We start from the raw sequence: 17736 nt of genomic DNA, 5'->3' as shown, positions 1-17736 counted from the left end.
TCAGGCATTAGACGCAGGTCTAGGCTAACGCTCTGTCAACGCTGGGCGCCAATGGCTGCGGAAATTGAGGAAAAACCATCCGCCCGGAGCCGCGCAGCCAGGTCCCGCTTGATGCGGGCGACCAGGCCGGGGCCTTCATAGATCAGGGCCGAATAGATCTGGACGGCCGAGGCGCCCAGGCGGATGCGAGCATAGGCTTCAGCGCCGCTGTCGATTCCGCCGACGGCGATCAGGGGCAGACGCCCCTGGGCGGCCTCGGCCGCCGCGCGAAGCGCCTTTTCGGCGAAGGGGCGGATCGGGGCGCCGGACAGGCCGCCGGTCTCCTGGGCCTCGGCGGCCCGCAGGGTCTCGGGCCGTTCCAGGGTGGTGTTGGACACGATCAGGCCGTCGATCCGGTGCGCCAGCGAGGCCTCGACGATCATGCCGATCTCATCGGCGATCAGATCGGGCGCGATCTTCAGGAAGACCGGGACGCGCGCGGCGCCGTCGGTCGGTCGGGCGGCGTCGATCCGGCCCAGCAGATCGTCCAACTGGTCGCGCCCCTGCAAGGCGCGCAGGCCCGGCGTATTGGGCGAGGAGATGTTGACGGTGAAATAGGAGGCCCGGCCGACCAGGCGTTGCAAGCCGGCGACATAGTCCGCCGCCTTGTCCTCCGTATCCTTGTTGGCCCCCAGGTTGGCGCCGACGACCACGCCCGACGGGCGGTGATCCAGCCGGGCGGCGAAGGCCTCCAGGCCATCGTTGTTGAAGCCCATCCGGTTGATGATCGCCCGATCCTCGGTCAGGCGGAACAGGCGGGGCTTGGGATTGCCGGGCTGGGGGCGGGGCGTGACCGAGCCGCATTCGACGAAGCCGAAACCGAGCCGCGACAGGCCCCGCAGCGCCTCGCCGTTCTTGTCCAGACCGGCGGCCAGGCCGACGGGGTTGGGCAGGTCCAGGCCAGCCAGCGTCGTGTGGAGGATGGGATCGTCGGCCGCAGGCGCGGGCAGGGGGGCGAAGGCCAAGCCCTTGATCGCCAGCTGGTGGGCTGTCTCGGGATCGAGCCGGCGAAGGGCGGCCGCGCCCCCGTTTGAAACACGGGCGACGAGACTGTCGAACAGGCTCATGCCGGGTCCGTGAAGATCATCGCCCCATCGCCGGCGACAGCGAAGGCGCGCGTGGCCGTCACGGCGGTCGCGGGCAGGGGGGCGTAGAGGTGCGGGAACAGATCGCCGCCGCGCGAAGGCTCCCAGACCAGCTCGTCGCCGAAACGGCTCAGGTCCACGGTCAGAAGCATCAGGTCGGCGCGCCCGGCGTAGTGGCGGCGTGCGGTCTCGACCAGCTGCTCGCCGGTCGACATGTGGATATAGCCGTCCGTCCGGTCGACGTCGGAGCCTTCGTAACGACCCTCGGCCAGGGCGGCCCGCCATTCGTCGGCGGCGATGATCTTGTAGGCGGTGTCGGTCATGTGGCTGCGCCCAGGCTGCGCGGGGTGATGAAGCCTTCATAGGCGCACCGGCCGGCGACATCGACGGTGAACAGGGCTGCGGCGCCGGTCGGGAAGCCTCCACTCAGGCGTTCGAGGACGGCTGGTGAGGCGGCGCTCTCGCTCAGATATTCGCCGGCCAGAACATGGACGCCCGGGTTATGGGCCAGGACCAGCAGACAGCCGGCCTGATCCTCGTTGTCCTCCACGAAACGGCGCAGCACCTCGGCCGGCGCGTTGTAGAGGCGCGGCTCCTCGCGCACCTCCACGTCGCCGAGGGCGTCGTGCATTTGCTCCCAGGTCTGACGCGTGCGCGTGGCTGAGGAAACCAGGGCCAGGTCGGGCTTCAGCCCCCGTTCGGCCAGGGCCCGGCCCATCAGCAGGGCTTCGTTGCGTCCGACGCTGGACAGGGGACGGGTTTCGTCGCCGCCGGTCGGGCTGGAGGCCTCCGCGTGAGCGTGCCGCATAAGGATCAGTCGATGCATGGGGTTTCGCCATAAGGCGGTTCGCGAGCGTCGAACAGATGGGGCGACGTCAACTCCCCGTCAGCGCGGCCATTCGCTCGAGACGGAGGTGGCGGGCTGGGGCGTCAGGGCCGGCTTGGCGGGAACCCGCTGGGCATGGCCGCTGGGGCGGATGCGCGCATAGGCCTGACGCGAGGCCTCCAGCAGGATCAGTCCGGCAGCGCCTGGCGCGATCCGGCGTCCGACCTGTTCGAAACCGTCGGCGAGGGGCAGCAGCGGCGTCCAAGGCGGGACATACAGGGTCTGGGACCAGGCGGCCGGCTCCAGCCCGGCCTCGCGCACCAGCCGTTCCAGCTGGCCCCGGGTGAAGGGGCGGCCGTGGCCGAAGGGGGTGTTCTCGGCCCGCGCCCACAGACCGCCGCGCGCCGCCGCCGCCAGGATGATGCGGCCAGTCGGCGCCAGGGCGCGCACCGCCTCCAGCAGCAGGGCGGCGGGATCGTCGGCCTCTTCCAGGGCATGGACCAGCAGGATTCGGTCGAAGGACCCGGCGGCGAAGGGCAGGCGGCGGTCGTCGACCAGCAGGGAGCGGTTGCGCCCCACGCTGGGCCAGTGTTCGACCCCCTGGCCGCCCGGCATGGCGGCGACGACACGGCGCGCTCCGACGAAGGCGTCCAGCCAGGGCGTTGCGTAGCCTATGCCCAGCACGTCGCAGTCGGGCGTCTCGCCCCAGGCGTCGTCCAGCCGCCGCGCCAGCAGACGCCGTACCAGCGCCCCGGTCGGTTCGCCGTAGAAGGTTCGAAGCTCGTCGATGCTGCGCCGCATGGGTCCACCATAGGCCGGGTCGGTGTCGCCTGCTAGAACGCGTCCATGACCCTGGATGTTCACCTGTTTCCGTGCCGCAGCGACAACTACGGCTTTCTGATCCGCGATGCGGCCACCGGAATCGTGACCACGGTCGATACGCCCGATGCGGCGCGCATTCTGGAAGAACTCGAGCGGCTCGGCTGGGGGCGGCTGGACCTGATCCTGAACACCCATTGGCACCCGGACCACACCGAGGGCAACGCACGGCTGAAGGCCGAGACGGGCTGCGAGATCGTCGGGCCGGAAGAGGTGCGCCGGGTTGCGCCGCTGGATCGGGTCGTCGCGGACGGCGACGTGGTCATGGTGGGCGAGACCCGGTTCGAGGTCACGGCCACGCCGGGCCACACCCTGGGCCATCTGGTGTTCCGCTCGGTCGAGGATCAGGCGGCCTTCGTCGGCGACACCCTGTTCGCCCTGGGCTGCGGACGGCTGTTCGAAGGCACGCCCGAGCAGATGTGGGCCAGCCTGCGCAAGCTGGCCGCCTGGCCCGAGGCGACCGTGATCTGGTGCGCCCATGAATATTCGGCCTCGAACGCGCGCTTCACCCTGAGCCTGGACGACCGGGCCGAGACCCGCGCGCACGCCGAGGCGATCTTCGCGGCCCGCGAGCGGGGAGAGCCGACCGTGCCGACCACGATCGGTCAGGAACTGAGGTTCAATCCGTTCCTGACGGCGGTCGACGCCGCCGAGTTCGCCGCGCGTCGTGCGGCGAAGGACGGCTTCAGCGGCTGAAGACGTCGTCCGCGACCACGCGGACGATCCGGGCCGAGGACGGGCGACCGGCCACGCCGGCGCGCGGCTCGATCACGATGCGCAGGGTGCCGCGCGAGAAGGTCGCCTGGCTGGGGCGGCCCTGGTCGACGATCTCGATACGGCGGATCTTGTCCGCCTCGCGTCGCAGGTTGGGCGAGCGGGCCATGCGGGCGATGGCGTCCACGGCGGTGGACAGGGCGTCTGCGGCGACGGCTTCCGACCCCGGCTGTATGTCCACATCGACGACCACCAGCCGGCCGAGGATGCGGCTGGCCCGGTCGCTCTGGCGGATGATGTAGTTCCACAGCTGGACCGCCGTCAGAGCCGGCGCCAACAACGGCGCGGCCTGGCTGGACGGCGATACCGGCGAACCCTGGGGCGCCGCAGTGGTGTAGAGGGTCATGCGGCCGTCGGCCGTGACGCGCAGCACCTGGTCGCCGTTGTCGTTGCGATAGACGATGTCGCCGCGCGGAGCGGGGGTGGCGCGCAGCACCCAGATCTCGGTCGAACGATCGAATCGCAACAGCGGGCGTGAGCCGGTCACATCCAGCACGAATCCCTGTCCCGTGCCGGAGACATAGCGGGCCGACGGCTCGAGGTTGCGGCGGGATTGTGCGTGGCTGTCGGCGGGGGCGGCGAGGCACAGGCTGACGCCTGCGGCGACGGCCAGCGCCGCCGCAGTCACGCGAGGCGATTTTTTCGCCCAGGCCGTTTCCGTCAACTTCATGAGACTGTGGATGAAACCGTGACGCGGCGGATTTTAGGCGAAGCGCCGATCAACCCACCAGGTACTGACCGCCGTTCAGCGACAGCGTGCAGCCTGTGACATATCCAGCACGCTCTCCGACCAGCCAGGACACCATGTCGGCGATTTCCTCGCCCTTGCCCAGGCGGCCGACCGGGATCTGGGCCACGATCGATTCCAGCACCTTGGGGTCCATGGCGCCGACCATCTCGGTGTCGATATAGCCGGGGGCGATGCAGTTGACGGTCACGCCCTTTCTGGCGTTCTCGAGCGCCAGCGCCTTGGTGAAGCCGATCATCCCGGCCTTGGCGGCGGAATAGTTGGTCTGGCCCACCTGGCCCTTCTGACCGTTGATCGAGGAGATGTTGACGATGCGGCCGTGGCCCCGGTCGCGCATTCCGTTGATGACCTGGCGGGTGGTGTTGAAGACGCTGTCCATGTTCACCCGGATCACGTCCGACCACTGATCATGGCTCATCTTGTGGAAGAAGCCGTCGCGGGTGATGCCGGCGTTGTTGACCAGGATGTCGACCGGACCCAACTCGGCCTCGATCTCGCCGACGGCGCGGGCGCAGTCTTCGAACGAGCCGACATTGCCCTTGACCACCATACAGCCCAGGGCCTGGGCCGTGGCCTGGGCCGCCTCGTCATTGCCGGAATAGCCGGCGGCGACGCGAATTCCGTCCTCGCTGAGGCGTTGAACGATCGCCTTGCCGATGCCCCGGGTGCCGCCGGTTACAAATGCCACGCGCGCCATGAATGTTTCCTTGTCCCGCAACGCCTGTCTGACGCAGGCCTTTATCCAAGGGTTTAGCCCCCGCCGGGGTTGCAGGCAAAGCCCGATTCCGCTGCGGAAACCGGGCTTGATGTCGCGGAAGGCTCAGGCCGCCAGCTTTTCCATGTCGATGACGAACCGATAGCGGACGTCGGACTTCAGCATCCGCTCATAGGCTTCGTTGATCTGGTCGGGGGCGATGGTCTCGATGTCGCAGGCGATGCCGTGTTCGGCGCAGAAGTTCAGCATCTCCTGGGTCTCGGCGATGCCGCCGATCAGGGAGCCGGCGATGCGGCGGCGACGCCACAGCAGGGGCACGGCGAACACCGGCAGGCCCTCGGTGGTCAGGCCCAGCATGACCATGGTCCCGTCCCGCGCCAGCAGCTGGGTATGGGCGGCGATCTCGTGGGTGGCCGAGACGGTGTTGATGATCAGGTCGAAGCTTTCCGCCGCGGCCTTCATCGCCGGCTTGTCGGAACTGATCAGGAAGTGTTGGGCGCCCATCCGCTCGGCGTCGGCCTTCTTGCGGTCCGAGGTGGACAGGACCGTGACCTCGGCGCCCATGGCCGCCGCCAGCTTGACCGCCATATGGCCCAGGCCGCCCAGGCCGATGACCGCCACCTTGGACCCCGGTCCGACCTTCCATTCCTTCAGCGGCGAATAGGTGGTGACGCCGGCGCACAGCAGGGGCGCGGCGACGTCCAGCGGCAGGCTGTCGGGGATGGACAGGACGAAATGCTGATCGACGGTGATGTGGTCGGAATAGCCGCCCTGGGTGATGGTCTCGGCCGTGCCGCCCTTCCTGTCCTTGCCGCCATAGGTGCCGGTGAAGCCGGGCACGCAATATTGCTCGAGCCCCTCCTGGCAGGACGAACATTCGCGGCAGCTGTCGACCATACAGCCCACCCCGACGCGGTCGCCTTGCTTGAAGCGGGTGACGTTGGCGCCGACGGCCGCCACCACGCCGGCGATCTCATGGCCGGGGACCAGGGGGTAGTGGGCCGGTCCGGTCTCGCTGCGGGCCATGTGAAGGTCCGAGTGGCAGATGCCGCAGTACTTGATGTCGATCAGTACGTCGTCCGGGCCGGGATCGCGTCGCTCGAAGCTGTAGGGGGTCAGGGGCTTGTCGGCGGCGGTCGCGGCGAAGGCGCGTGTGGCGATCGGCATGGGGAAGTCCTTCAGGCTTTTGGTCAGGCTTTGGAGCTTAGGGGGCAGATGTGGCCCGGCGTGACCGGTCGCAAGCCGGAGCGCGTCATTTCAGCTGGGCGATCAGCGCCTGGGCCGCCGCCGGGTTCCGCACCTTGGCCCCCGAAATGAAATAGGCGAAGACCTCGCCGCGTTTCGCCCAGGCCCGGGCCTGGGCGGCGACGGCGGACAGTTCGGCGGCGGTCATGCCGGTGGGCTCGTCCTCGCGGCTGGACATCAGCCGGGCGTAGGTAAAGTCAGCGGTGGCCTCGTCGATCTGGGGCCAGGTCGGCTCCTCGTCATCGACGGCGTAGACGATGGCCGCACCGTATTTGCGGGCCAGGTCGTAGGACTGCTCGGTGGCGAAGCTCGGGTTGCGCACTTCCAGCGCGTGGCGCAGGCGGACCCCGTCCTTCTCGGGCGGCAGCAGTTTCAGGAACCCCTCGAAATCCTCGGGGTCGAACTTCTTCGTCCCCATGAACTGCCAGTTGATCGGGCCCAGTTTGTCGCCCAGTTCGGTCAGGCCCTGGGACAGGAACCGGTCGAAACTCTCGCCGCCGTCGGACAGGATCTTGCGGTTGGTGCAGTAGCGGCTGGCCTTGACCGAGAAGACGAAGCCGTCGGGCGTCTCGTCACGCCATTTGCGCCAGGAGTCGGGCTTGAAGGTCGAATAATAGGTGCCGTTGATCTCGATGCTGGTCAGTTTCGACGCCGCGTATTCCAGCTCGCGCTTCTGCACCAGGCCCTCGGGATAGAAGACCCCGCGCCAAGGCTCGAAGGTCCAGCCGCCGACGCCGATGTGGATGGGGTGGGTCATGTGTCGGGGTCCTCATCGCCGGATTGGGCCAAGGCGGCGTCGGCTTGCCAATCCTCGAGACTATGTCGAATGCGTCGTATAAAAACGTCGTCCTCGTCCACCCTGTAAAGTACGGCGTGACTCTTGTAGGTCAGGACGTGAGTGTTGGGTCCGAACTCGGGGCGCGGGACGCCGATGCGCGGGAAGTCCGCAATCAGGTCCATCTGCATGATCAGGCCGTCAATATAGGCGTCTGCTTGGCGGGCGCCGAATAGCTCGAAGCCTTGAAGATAGAGTTGTTGCAGGTCCGCGCGCGCCTTGCGGCTCAGGCGTAGCATTAGGATGCGCGACGCATCTGGGCGCGTATTTCCTCGATGACTTCGCGCGGGGACTGTTCCGAAACGCCCGACGCGTCGGCCTCGTCAATCAGCATTTGCCAATGGGCGATCTTCTCGGCCTTGACCTGTTCGCGGCGGATCAGGTCGCGGATCACGTCCGAGGCGTTGGCGTAGCGGCCCGATTTCGCCTGTTCCTCGACCCAGGCCTTCATCGGGTCGGGCAGGGAGATGTTCATCGTCGCCATGGGGTCAGCTCCTGTCCGGGCAGAGTGGCGTCTTGGCAAACTTTGTCAATTGCCGAGTCAAATTGCCGGAGCGGCGTCGACGCCTTCGGTCCAACGGCGTGTCATGGTCACAGAGCCGACATGGCCGCCGACCGGCTCAGACCGATGTCGTCGCTGAAACCCGCGCCGTCCGCTGGGCAGAGTGTAGGTCATTCTGACGCCGCCGGGGGGCAGGATGACGATCAGCTTGCCATCCCTTATCCGGCAGTCGGCCCGGTCGCCGTCGAGGACGCAGGAGAGGCGGCTCTCGGCCCCGCCGTCACCGGCGGGGCCGGATTTCGATGCGTTCTGGAAGCTGTTAAACGATCTGACGACGCCTCTGGATGTAAAGCGCAGCGCTGCCCGCAAGGATCGTGCCCAACAGGATCATCGCCCACTCGGATAAAGTCGGGACCGAGGATGCCGTCGTACCGGTGATCGTAACGCTGGATTGCGAGTTGCCGACGTCTGCGTTTACGCAAGCTCCTGCTGTCACCGTTATACAATTTCCGGTTCCGATCGCGGCAGCTGAATAAGTCCCGCCCGCGGCCAGGATGCCGGTGGTATTGATCCACCAAGTCTCTTGACCTACGGCGACGGTCGCTGTGCGCTGCCCACCACGATATGGAGATGGGAAATTAGCGAGATATGTGTAGGTCCCAGGACGTATGTTGGTCTGAGTGATGTTGACGTGGCTGATCGTCGACGTGCTCGTGTCGTAGACGAATGTTCCGCTCACCGTCGCACCGTCTGGCAAGGTGGTCGGCGGCACCGTCCACGTTACGGGCGCGGCCGACGCGGTGGTTGGAGCAGCCAGCAACGCCCCGCCGCTTAGAAGGCCTCCCAACGCCAAGACCGAAACTACATTACTCATGATGCACCCTTTGAAGAGCAGTGGTCTCGCAGGTTGCCTTTGGTTACGCAAGCTGACTTCTTCTCACCTGCCGATTGCCCTCACTCCCCGTCCAGATCCCCCCTTGCCGCGTCCGCCAGGGCGAAGAAGCGGTTGCGGACTTCGGCGGCGAAGGGGTTGTCGCGTTCGATGGCGCGGAAGACGGCGGGGCTGTCGTGGCGGACCATGTCGACGGCCTGCATCAGGCGGTCGAAGCTGGCCGTGGTCATGCGGGTCGGCAGGGGCTCCATGGCCAGCAGCAGGCGGGCGATCAGATGGGTCAGACCCTGGACCGTGGCGGCCTCGCGGTCGTGGTCCTCGGGGCTGACCTGGAACACCTTCAGGGCCAGGGCGCGGCGGCAGAAGGCGGCGACGCGGCGGGCGTCGCGGTTGCCGCGCACGGCGCAGACGGCGAGGCGCAGGCCGGCGATGCCGGCCTTGCCGCTCTGGGGGCCGAACAGGGGGTGGGTGCCTACGATCCGCACGTCTGGGGGCAGGAGCTCGGCCATCAGCCGGGCGGGTTTGACCTTCACCGAGCCGACGTCGATGACCAGGGCGTCGGGGCGCAGGTGGGGGCGGATGGCGATCAGCGTCGCCTCCAGGGCCTCGACCGGGACGGCCAGGATAATCGTGGGGCAGGCGGCGGCGGTGGCCAGGTCGGTCAGGATCGCGTGGCCGTCGTCGTCCGTGGCGGCTGGATCATGGGCGTGGATGTCGAACCAGGGCGACAGATGCCGCGCCGTCAGCCGCCCGAAGGCGCCGAAGCCGATCAGGCCGAGGCGGAGTTTGGCCAAGGGAGTCACGCCCCCCTCCCCACGTCCGTCATCCTAGGCCTTGTGCCTAGGATCCATAGACTCCGTCGAGGATGGTGCGCACCGGCGAACACCGGGCGTATGGATCCTCGGGACAAGCCCGAGGATGACGAAAGAGAAGAGAGCCTCACAGTGTCTCCATGAACCGCACCGGCCGACCATGGGCCGCGCCGATCAGTTCGCCGTCCTGCATCACCACCCGGCCGCGCACGATGGTGGCCATGGGCCAGCCGGTCGCCTCGACGCCGTCGAAGGGGGTCCAGCCGCAGCGCGACGCCTGCTGGTCGTGGGTGATAGTGCGTTTGGCCTTCAAATCCACAATGGTCAGGTCGGCGTCATAGCTGACGGCCATCCGCCCCTTGTTGGCCGTGCCGAACACCCGCTGGGCGCCGGCCGAGGTCAAGTCGATGAACCGCTCCAGGCTAAGCCGCCCCTGGGCCACGTGCGTCAGCATCAAGGGCACAAGCGTCTGCACCCCCGGCATGCCCGACGGGGAGGCTGGATAGGGTTTGGCCTTCTCCTCCTTGGTGTGCGGCGCATGGTCGGACCCCAGCACGTCGGCGACGCCCTGCTGCATGCCCCACAGCCACAGCGCGTCCACATGCTCCTGCGACCGGATCGGCGGGTTCATCTGGGCATAGGCGCCCAGCCGCTCATAGGCTTCGGGGGCGGCCAGGGTCAGGTGCTGGGGGGTGATCTCGACGGTGGCGACATCCTTGTGGAAGCGCAGATATTCCATCTCGTCCTTGGTCGTGACGTGCAGGACGTGGATGCGGGCGCCGGTCTCCTGGGCCAGGCCGACTAGGCGGCGGGTCGAGCGGATGGCGCTCTCGGCGTCGCGGACCTCGGGGTGGCTGGTCCAGTCGCCGGTGCGGGCCAGGCCGCGCCGCTCGACCAGCCGGTATTCGTCCTCGGAGTGGAAGGTGGCGCGACGGCGCACGTTCGACAGAACCTTGCGCACCCCCTCGTCGTCGGCGATCAGCAGGTCGCCGGTCGAGGCGCCCATGAAGACCTTGACCCCGCAGCAGCCCGGCAGCCGCTCCAACTCGCCCAGATAGTCTGCGTTCTCGTGCGTGCCGCCGACGTAGAAGGCGTGGTCGGTCCACATCCGATCCTTCGCCCGCGCCAGCTTGTCGGCCATGGTGTCCGGGTCGGTGGTGTTGGGATTGGTGTTCGGCATTTCGAACACGGCGACGACGCCGCCGAGAGCCGCCGCGCTCGAGCCGGTCTCCAGGTCTTCCTTCCACTCCAGGCCGGGTTCGCGGAAATGGACCTGGGTGTCGATGACGCCGGGCAGGACGGTCAGGCCCGTCGCGTCGAAGGTCTCGCCGGCCGAGGCCTGGGACAGGTCGCCGATGAAGGCGATCTTGCCGTCGATCACGCCGACGTCGGCCCGGCCGCGCCCGGCGTGATTGGCCACCTCGCCGCCACGGACGATCAGGTCATAGGTCTGGGTCATGGGGCGGCTCCGATGGGACTGGGGTCCGCCCAGCTTCTACAGACCCGCTCCGCCGCGCGAAAGCGGGACCCCGCAAGGCGGCCATAAAACCGGCCGCCGGTCCTGGTCGATCAGAGCGTGCGGGCGATCAGCAGCTTCATGATCTCGTTGGTCCCGCCGTAGATCCGCTGCACCCGCGCGTCCTTGTACAGCTGGGCGATGGCGTACTCGTTCATATAGCCGTAGCCGCCGTGCAGTTGCAGCATCTCGTCGATGGTCTCGCCCTGGATGTCGGTGACCCAGTATTTGGCCATGGAGGCGGTGGCGGCGTCTAGCTGACCCTTCAGGTGCAGGCCGATACAATGATCGACGAAGACCTTGGCGACGGTGAGCTTGGTCTTGACCTCAGCCAGTTTGAACTGGGTGTTCTGGAAGTCGATGACCCGTTTGCCGAAGGCCTTGCGCTCCTTGACGTAGGCGAGCGTCGCCTCCAGCCCGCGCTCGGCGGCGGCGACGCCCTGGACGGCGATGTTCAGCCGTTCCTGGGGCAGTTGCTGCATCAGCTGGACGAAGCCCTGGCCCTCGCCGCCGCCGATGATGTTGTCGCCGGGGACCTTCACGTCATTGAAGAACAGTTCGGAGGTGTCGTTTCCCTCCATGCCGATCTTGTGCAGGTTCCGGCCGCGTTCGAAGCCTTCCGCCCCGTCCGTCTCGACCACGATCAGGGACGTGCCCTTGGCGCCCTCGGCCGGGTCGGTCTTGGCCACCACGATGATGAAGTTCGCCAGCTGGCCGTTGGTGATGAAGGTCTTGGAACCGTTGACGACATAGCCGTTGCCGGACTTCACCGCCGTGGTCTTGACCCCTTGCAGGTCGGAGCCCGCGCCCGGTTCGGTCATGGCGATGGCGCCGACCAGTTCGCCGGACTGAAGCCGGGGCAGCCAGCGCGCCTTCTGCTCCGGCGTGCCGTAATGCCAGATGTAGGGGGCGACGATGGCGTTGTGCAGCGAAATGCCGAAATGGTCCGCGCCCTTCCAGCCCAGCTGGCGCATCAGCACGACTTCATGGCGGTAGTCGCCACCCATGCCGCCGTCTTCTTCGGGCATGGACAGGCCCAGGAGGCCGTCGGCGCCGGCCTGGGTCCACAGGTCGCGGGGCACGCTCGAGTTGGCGATCCAGGACTGGACCTTCTCGGGCGGCGCGTGCTCGTCGATCCATTTGCCGACGCTGTCGGAGAAGAGGGTGATCTCCTCTTCGCGCATGAAATCGGGGTCGGGGCTGTTGAGAATGTTCATGAGCGTTTCCTGGACGTCTCCCTCCCCGTCCGGGGAGGGGGGCCGCGAAGCGGCCGGGTGGGGACGGCAGGGTGAGCGGACTCGGTCTTTGTGTCGCCGAGCCCTTCCCACCCGGTCGTCGCTGGGCGTCGACCGCCCTCCCCCGAGGGGGAGGGAGAGGTTAGCGCCGGATCAGAACGCCTCGGCCGGCATGGCCATCAGCACGTCCGCGCCGGTCTTCATCTTGACCAGGTGGGCGCCGGCGTCGGGCAGGATGCGTTCGACGAAGTAGCGGCCGGTCTGGAGCTTGGTGGCGTAGTAGGGGTCGGTCGAGCCGGCCTCGACCTGGGCCTGGGCGACCTTGGCCATCTGCGCCCACATATAGGCGAGCGCCGTCAGGCCGAAGACGTTCAGATAGTCGGTCGAGGCGGCGCCGGCGTTGTCCGGATTGGCCATGCCGTTCTGCATCAGCCACATGGTGCCGTCCTGCAGCTTGGTCTTGGCGTCGGCCAGGCCGTCGACGAAGGGCTTGATGGCTTCATTGCCGCTGTTTTCGGCGACGAAGGCGTCGATCTCGCCGAACCAGGTCATGATCGCCCGACCGCCGTTGGCCGGCAGTTTGCGGCCCACCAGGTCCAGCGCCTGGATGCCGTTGGCGCCCTCGTAGATCATGGTGATGCGCGCATCACGCAGATACTGGCTGGCCGGGAAGTGTTCGGTATAGCCCGACCCGCCGTGCACCTGCATGGCCAGCGAGGCCACGTGGAAGCCCTTGTCGGTCAGATAGGCCTTCAGCACCGGCGTCAGCAGGCCCATGTAATCCTTGGCCTTGGTGGCCACGGCCTCGTCTTCCGACTTCTCCAGATCGGCGTGCAGCGCAGTCCAAAGGATGAAGGCCTGGCCGCCTTCGACGAAGGCCTTGGCCTCCAGCAGCATGCGGCGGACGTCGGGGTGGACGATGATCGGGTCGGCGGGGCCTTCGGGGTTCTTGGGTCCGGTCAGGCTGCGGCCCTGCAGGCGGTCTTTGGCGAACTCGGCGGCGGCCTGATAGGCGGCGGTGCCGATGGCCAGGCCTTGCAGGCCTGTGCCCAGGCGGGCCTCGTTCATGACCACGAACATGTTGTTCATGCCCCGGCCTTCCTCGCCCAGCAGCCAGCCCTTTGCGCCGTCATATTGCATGACGCAGGTGGCGTTGCCGTGGATGCCCATCTTGTGCTCGAGCCCGGCGCATTCGAGGCTGTTGCGCTCGCCCAGCGAGCCGTCCTCGTTGACCAGATATTTGGGCACGACGAACAGGGACAGGCCCTTGATGCCCGGAACCGCGCCTTCGATGCGGGCCAGGACGGTGTGGATGATGTTGTCCGAGAAGTCGTGCTCGCCCGCCGAGATCCAGATCTTCTGACCGGTGATCGAGAAGCTGCCGTCGTCGTTGCGCACGGCCTTGGTGCGCACCATGCCCAGGTCCGTGCCGCACTGGGGCTCGGTCAGGTTCATCGTGCCGGACCATTCGCCCGACACCATCTTGGGCAGGTATTTGGCCTTGATCTCGTCCGAGGCGCTGGCGTGGATGCCGGCGTAGGCGGAGGAGGTCAGGCCGGGGTACATCGAAAACGCCGCCGAGGCGCCCGCCGTCATCTGGCCAAAGGCTGAGGCCACGATGCTGGGCATGCCCTGGCCGCCGTATTCCGGATCGGCCGCGAGGGCCATCCAGCCGGCGTCCGACATGGCCTTGTAGGCTTCCTTCCAGCCCTTGGGACCGGTGACGACGCCGCCCTCGGACCAGTGGCAGCCTTCCTTGTCGCCGGGGTTGTTGATCGGGGCGATGACCTCGTCGGCGAACTTGCCGCCTTCTTCCAGGATCTGGTTGACCAGGTCCGAAGACACGTCCTGGAAGCCGGGCTGGTTGGTGTAGCGATCGATCTCCAGCACCTCGTTCAGGATGAAGGTGAAATCGCGGACGGGCGACTTGTAGGCCATGGGGGTCAGGCTCTCGCTTTGAAGGGGTGGTGGTGGTCGTGGTTGAGACGCGCGCGCAGCAGCTTCTCATAGTCTTCGGCGCCCGGCAGCAGGTCGGGGCGGTGTTCGGACAGTTTGGATTCCATCCAGGCGCAGGCCTCTTCGGCCGTCTGGATGGCGCCCTCGATATCCTCGAGCTGTTGTTTCAACGCCGCGATCTGGGCGCGGTGGCGGACCAGGGCCACCGCCATCTGATGGACGTTGTGGTCCTTCTGATCATAGAGATCCATCATGTCCTGGATCTCCTGAAGGGTGAAGCCGATGCGGCGCCCCCTCAGAATCAGTTTCAGCCGGGCGCGGTCTCGGGCGTCATAGACGCGCGTCTGCCCCTTCCGCGCAGGGGTCAGAAGGCCCTTGTCCTCATAGAAGCGAAGGGCGCGCGCCGTAGCGTTGAACTCGCGGCACAGCTGGCGGATGGAATAGGTGCGGTGATCGTCGGCGGTGGCCATGGGGGGACCATAACTTGACGTGCGCGTAAAGGAAAGGCTTTACGTGCGCGTAAGGGTAAGCTTTTGCCGAGCGCCTATCAGGCAAAGAAAAGCCCGGAGCCTTGGGGAAGGTCTCCGGGCGCGACGGCCGGGGCATTAGGGGGGAGAGGGCCTCGGCGATCGATCTTGATGCGGCCCCCAGCCGCGAAAGGGTCGGGGGCCGCGAAAGGCTCAGGCCGTGCGGCGGCCCAGGAACACCGCCAGGGTGAAGACCAGCAGGATGGCGTTGACGACCGCCAGGCCGATGTCCTGGCTCAGGGCATGGATGACCAGCATGGTCGATTCCATCACGATCAAGCCGGCGGAAGCGGTCAGCAGCAGGGGGCGGCCGACGCGCCAGGACACCAGGGGCGCCAGGACGCCGAACGCCAGCACCAGTTCGACCACGCCCAGACCACGCACCATGTTCTCGGGCGCCAAGGCGGGCCAGCCCATCAGGGTGATGAGATTGGTCATCGGCTCGGTCAGCTTGGCGTAGCCGGCGGCGATGAAGAACATCGCGATCCAGCCCTGAAGGGTCCAGAGGGTGATGTTCTTGTAGACGGCGCGTGAGCGCGACTGGGCGACGGGGAGGTGGGTGGTGGTCATCGGAAGGGGCCTAATTCGTAACAGCCGCGATATCGGATTGCGTGGCTCCGTTCGCAAGGGGGGATATAGCGGCGTCTTCCGATTTTGTCATCACGCGATGACATCAATTGATGACATCAGCTGATGACTTTGTGTTTCAGGGGCGGCGCGAATGGCCCGATTCGCGCCGCCGCAGCAACCGATGCTTCTGATTTTGCGTCGTTTCAGGCGTCGTCCGGTTGAGGTCCCGGCGTCTGGACGATCAGGTCGCCGGGCTGGCAATCCAGTTCTCGGCACAGGGCGTCCAGGGTGGAGAAGCGGACGGCGCGGGCCTTGCCGGTCTTGAGGATCGACAGATTGGCCAGGGTCACGCCGACCCGGTCAGACAGTTCGGTCAGGGACATTCGGCGTTCGAGCAGCAGCCGGTCCAGCTGGATCATGATCATGGCGCGCCCCTCAAACCGTGGTCAGCTGTTCGTCGCGCATGGCTGAGCCCTGACGGAACACCTCGGCCAGGATGAAGACCACGAGTATCCCCAGCCAGGATCCGAGGTCGAACTCGTAATCGGACGCGGATTGGCCGATGGCCTGAGGCGCGACGAAGGACAACATGATGGCGGTCAACTGGATGCCCACCAGACCGAAGCCGACCGCCTGGAGCCGTTTGACATTGGCGAACTCGAAGGCGTCGCCCTGGTTCACCGACAGCAGGATGCGGCGCAGCCGGTTGATGATCCACCAGGTGAAGCCGCAGGCGAGGAAGCCGCCCAGAATGGTGAGGCGTTCGGCCAGGCCCAGAGGGGTCGTCGGGTCGCTCGGCGCATCCTTCAACCCGTCGATCAAGCCGGCGGCGAAGTCGGGCGAGACGAGGCTGGTCAATAGGGCGCCGCCCGTAGCCACGGTCGCCAACATGACGAAGACATTCAGGAAGCCGAGCAGCCACCGCAGCGCGCTGGCGGCCGAATATTTGCCTACGAGTTTCATCCGATAGCCCTCCAGCTGGGTCGCCCTCCGCGACGCCTTCGTGACTATCGATATGGATTTATCGATAAACGGGCAAGAACATTATCGATAAACGAGATGAAGCTTTTGTAAGGTTCGGCTCAGGCGTTGAAACTCCAAGCCTTACGCGCGGCCTCCAGCCGGGCCAGCTTGGCCTGGAACGGCCCCCAGTCGTCACCGGCGTCGATGGCGGCCCAGATCGCCTCGACCTCGCCGATCAGCATCTCCTCCGGCTCGCGGGCGGCGAACATCGGATGCTCCAGCCGACCGATCCGGTCGGGCTCATGCTCCATCAGGGCGAAGCGGAAGGCGTCGAAGGCCTCGCCCTGATAAAGTTTGGCGCGCGGCCCGGACAAGGCCCGAGCCGAGGAGGCGAAGCCCCCGAACCAGTCGAAGAACAGGGGCTCCCAGCGCAGCGCCTCGCCGCCTTCGCGCAGCAGGGCCAGGGTCGCATCGACCAGCCGCTGATCCGCCGCTTCGCCCAGGCTCAGCACGCCCAGCCGCATCAGGAAGGCCGCGCGCAGTTCACGGATATAGGCGGGGCCGAAACCATTCAGGGCGTCGGTCAGGGGCTCGGCCTCGGCGACCAGTTTCAGACAGCCGGCCAACTGGGTCAGGTTCCAGAACACCGCCTCGGGCTGTCGCGCGAAGGCGTAGAGGCCGTTCTGGTCGAAATAGGCGGCGGTGAAGGCCGGGTCGTATTCGGGCAGGAAGCGCCACGGGCCATAGTCGAAACTCTCGCCCGTGACGTTCAGATTGTCGGTGTTCAGCACCCCGTGGACAAAGCCGGCGGCGATCCAGCGCGCCGTCAGTTTCGCCGAGGCCTCGACGATGGCCCGCAGCAGGCCGGGCGCGTCGCCGGCGGCGACCGTCGGGTGATACAGGCTCCGGACGTGCTCGATCAGGGCCTCGATCTGATCCACGCGGCCCAGATAGGCCGCGCGCTGGAAGGTTCCGAACCGGATATGGCTGTGCGACAGGCGCACCAGGACAGCCGAGCGGGTCGGCGACGGCTCGTCGCCGCGCTCCAGCGCCTCGCCGGTCTCGATCAGGGAGAAGGCCCGGCTGGTCGGTGCGCCCTGGGCTTCCAGCATCGCGGCGGCCAGCACCTCGCGTACTCCGCCCTTCAGCGTCAGCCGGCCGTCGCCGCTGCGCGACCAGGGGGTCGTGCCGGACCCCTTGGTCCCCAGATCAAGCAGACGTTCGGAGGCGTCGCGCATCTGCGCCGCCAGGAAGCCGCGCCCGTCGCCCAGGTCGGGATTGTACTGGCGGAACTGATGCCCGTGATAACGCATGGCCAGAGGGCCGGGCTGACCCGGCAGGGGCGCGAACCGGCCGAAGGCGGCGATCCATTCCGCGTTGCTGAGGCTTTCCAGTCCGACCTCTGCGGCCGCGCGGTCGTTGCGGAACCGCAGCCGGGTCTGGGGGAAGTCCGCTGCGGCGACAGCATCGGCGAAATCCGGTCCGAGGTCGAAGACGCGCGGTTCGGGGCGGTAGGCGGGGGAGGGGGGCATGAGGGCTAGGTGCGTGCCCCGGTCTGGTTTCGCAACCTGCTTTTGGAATGAGATATGGTTACGGTTTCGGTTGAACCTCTCGTCC

Annotated in this window: 21 protein-coding genes; 1 reads left to right on the top strand and 20 read right to left on the bottom strand. The window is 67.0% G+C overall.

Going from position 1 to position 17736, the window contains the following annotated elements; genetic code table 11:
* Window positions 1-35: 35 nt before the first annotated feature.
* From ACVPT3_RS13140 to ACVPT3_RS13125, 4 genes are read right to left on the bottom strand one after another with little or no spacing between them, the layout of a single operon-like run.
* On the bottom strand, window positions 36-1106 hold the full coding sequence (locus ACVPT3_RS13140; RefSeq protein ID WP_492041318.1) for a quinone-dependent dihydroorotate dehydrogenase: 1071 nt from the start codon (window positions 1104-1106) through the stop codon (window positions 36-38).
* On the bottom strand, window positions 1103-1447 hold the full coding sequence (locus tag ACVPT3_RS13135; protein WP_492041317.1) for a DUF952 domain-containing protein: 345 nt from the start codon (window positions 1445-1447) through the stop codon (window positions 1103-1105). The genes ACVPT3_RS13140 and ACVPT3_RS13135 overlap by 4 nt, the downstream gene beginning before the upstream one ends.
* The gene (locus ACVPT3_RS13130) at window positions 1444-1950 is read right to left on the bottom strand and encodes a SixA phosphatase family protein (RefSeq protein WP_492041316.1); all 507 of its coding nucleotides are present in this window, start codon (window positions 1948-1950) and stop codon (window positions 1444-1446) included. Before ACVPT3_RS13130 ends, ACVPT3_RS13135 begins: the two co-directional genes overlap by 4 nt.
* A gap of 60 nt (window positions 1951-2010) precedes the next feature.
* Entirely contained in the window at window positions 2011-2751 is a 741-nt protein-coding gene (locus ACVPT3_RS13125; protein WP_492041315.1) for a class I SAM-dependent methyltransferase, read from the bottom strand.
* Between the two features lie 45 nt (window positions 2752-2796).
* Here ACVPT3_RS13125 and gloB point away from each other — a divergent pair, with 45 nt between their 5' ends.
* On the top strand, window positions 2797-3525 hold the full coding sequence (gene gloB, locus ACVPT3_RS13120) for a hydroxyacylglutathione hydrolase (RefSeq protein ID WP_492041314.1): 729 nt from the start codon (window positions 2797-2799) through the stop codon (window positions 3523-3525).
* On the opposite strand, the gene ACVPT3_RS13115 is transcribed toward gloB, so the two are convergent.
* From ACVPT3_RS13115 to ACVPT3_RS13040, 16 genes are all read right to left on the bottom strand, one after another.
* Complete coding sequence (locus tag ACVPT3_RS13115) at window positions 3515-4273, bottom strand: DUF4908 domain-containing protein (protein WP_492041313.1); 759 nt, start codon at window positions 4271-4273, stop codon at window positions 3515-3517. The genes gloB and ACVPT3_RS13115 overlap by 11 nt on opposite strands.
* A 49-nt stretch (window positions 4274-4322) precedes the next feature.
* Window positions 4323-5048, bottom strand: coding sequence for an acetoacetyl-CoA reductase (phbB, locus tag ACVPT3_RS13110; RefSeq protein WP_492041312.1), 726 nt, complete (start codon window positions 5046-5048; stop codon window positions 4323-4325).
* A 123-nt stretch (window positions 5049-5171) separates the two neighbouring features.
* Window positions 5172-6233, bottom strand: a complete 1062-nt coding sequence (locus ACVPT3_RS13105; protein ID WP_492041311.1) for an NAD(P)-dependent alcohol dehydrogenase — start codon at window positions 6231-6233, stop codon at window positions 5172-5174.
* Between the two features lie 85 nt (window positions 6234-6318).
* Window positions 6319-7068 carry a DUF72 domain-containing protein gene (locus ACVPT3_RS13100; RefSeq protein WP_492041310.1) on the bottom strand — a complete coding sequence of 250 codons (750 nt, stop codon included), beginning with the start codon at window positions 7066-7068 and terminating at the stop codon, window positions 6319-6321.
* Window positions 7065-7385 (bottom strand): type II toxin-antitoxin system RelE/ParE family toxin, encoded by a 321-nt coding sequence (locus ACVPT3_RS13095; protein ID WP_492041309.1) that lies wholly within the window; start codon window positions 7383-7385, stop codon window positions 7065-7067. Before ACVPT3_RS13095 ends, ACVPT3_RS13100 begins: the two co-directional genes overlap by 4 nt.
* Window positions 7385-7630, bottom strand: coding sequence for a type II toxin-antitoxin system ParD family antitoxin (locus tag ACVPT3_RS13090; protein ID WP_492041308.1), 246 nt, complete (start codon window positions 7628-7630; stop codon window positions 7385-7387). The genes ACVPT3_RS13095 and ACVPT3_RS13090 overlap by 1 nt, the downstream gene beginning before the upstream one ends.
* 337 nt (window positions 7631-7967) lie before the next feature.
* Entirely contained in the window at window positions 7968-8522 is a 555-nt protein-coding gene (locus ACVPT3_RS13085) for an IPTL-CTERM sorting domain-containing protein (protein ID WP_492041307.1), read from the bottom strand.
* 80 nt (window positions 8523-8602) lie between these two features.
* A complete protein-coding gene (locus ACVPT3_RS13080) occupies window positions 8603-9343 on the bottom strand; it encodes a prephenate dehydrogenase/arogenate dehydrogenase family protein (protein ID WP_492041306.1) in 741 nt (246 codons plus the stop codon).
* Window positions 9344-9479: 136 nt separating this feature from the next.
* Window positions 9480-10811: a dihydroorotase gene (locus ACVPT3_RS13075; RefSeq protein WP_492041305.1), complete on the bottom strand. Its 1332-nt coding sequence runs from the start codon at window positions 10809-10811 to the stop codon at window positions 9480-9482.
* Between the two features lie 110 nt (window positions 10812-10921).
* The gene (locus tag ACVPT3_RS13070) at window positions 10922-12085 is read right to left on the bottom strand and encodes an acyl-CoA dehydrogenase family protein (RefSeq protein ID WP_492041304.1); all 1164 of its coding nucleotides are present in this window, start codon (window positions 12083-12085) and stop codon (window positions 10922-10924) included.
* Window positions 12086-12256: 171 nt separating this feature from the next.
* The gene (locus tag ACVPT3_RS13065) at window positions 12257-14041 is read right to left on the bottom strand and encodes an acyl-CoA dehydrogenase C-terminal domain-containing protein (protein WP_492041303.1); all 1785 of its coding nucleotides are present in this window, start codon (window positions 14039-14041) and stop codon (window positions 12257-12259) included.
* Between the two features lie 5 nt (window positions 14042-14046).
* Complete coding sequence (locus ACVPT3_RS13060; protein ID WP_292121839.1) at window positions 14047-14529, bottom strand: MerR family transcriptional regulator; 483 nt, start codon at window positions 14527-14529, stop codon at window positions 14047-14049.
* A 210-nt stretch (window positions 14530-14739) separates the two neighbouring features.
* Entirely contained in the window at window positions 14740-15156 is a 417-nt protein-coding gene (locus tag ACVPT3_RS13055; protein WP_492041302.1) for a DoxX family protein, read from the bottom strand.
* A 203-nt stretch (window positions 15157-15359) separates the two neighbouring features.
* Window positions 15360-15581 (bottom strand): helix-turn-helix domain-containing protein, encoded by a 222-nt coding sequence (locus ACVPT3_RS13050; RefSeq protein ID WP_271164380.1) that lies wholly within the window; start codon window positions 15579-15581, stop codon window positions 15360-15362.
* A 10-nt stretch (window positions 15582-15591) separates the two neighbouring features.
* Window positions 15592-16119: a DUF2975 domain-containing protein gene (locus tag ACVPT3_RS13045; RefSeq protein ID WP_492041301.1), complete on the bottom strand. Its 528-nt coding sequence runs from the start codon at window positions 16117-16119 to the stop codon at window positions 15592-15594.
* A 119-nt stretch (window positions 16120-16238) separates the two neighbouring features.
* Window positions 16239-17651: a protein adenylyltransferase SelO family protein gene (locus tag ACVPT3_RS13040; RefSeq protein ID WP_492041300.1), complete on the bottom strand. Its 1413-nt coding sequence runs from the start codon at window positions 17649-17651 to the stop codon at window positions 16239-16241.
* Window positions 17652-17736 lie beyond the last annotated feature (85 nt).

Source organism: Brevundimonas sp. FV1ps31S (assembly GCF_058681265.1).
The sequence above is the reverse complement of the archived record's forward strand: the minus strand, read 5'-3'. Positions and strand labels throughout refer to the sequence as shown.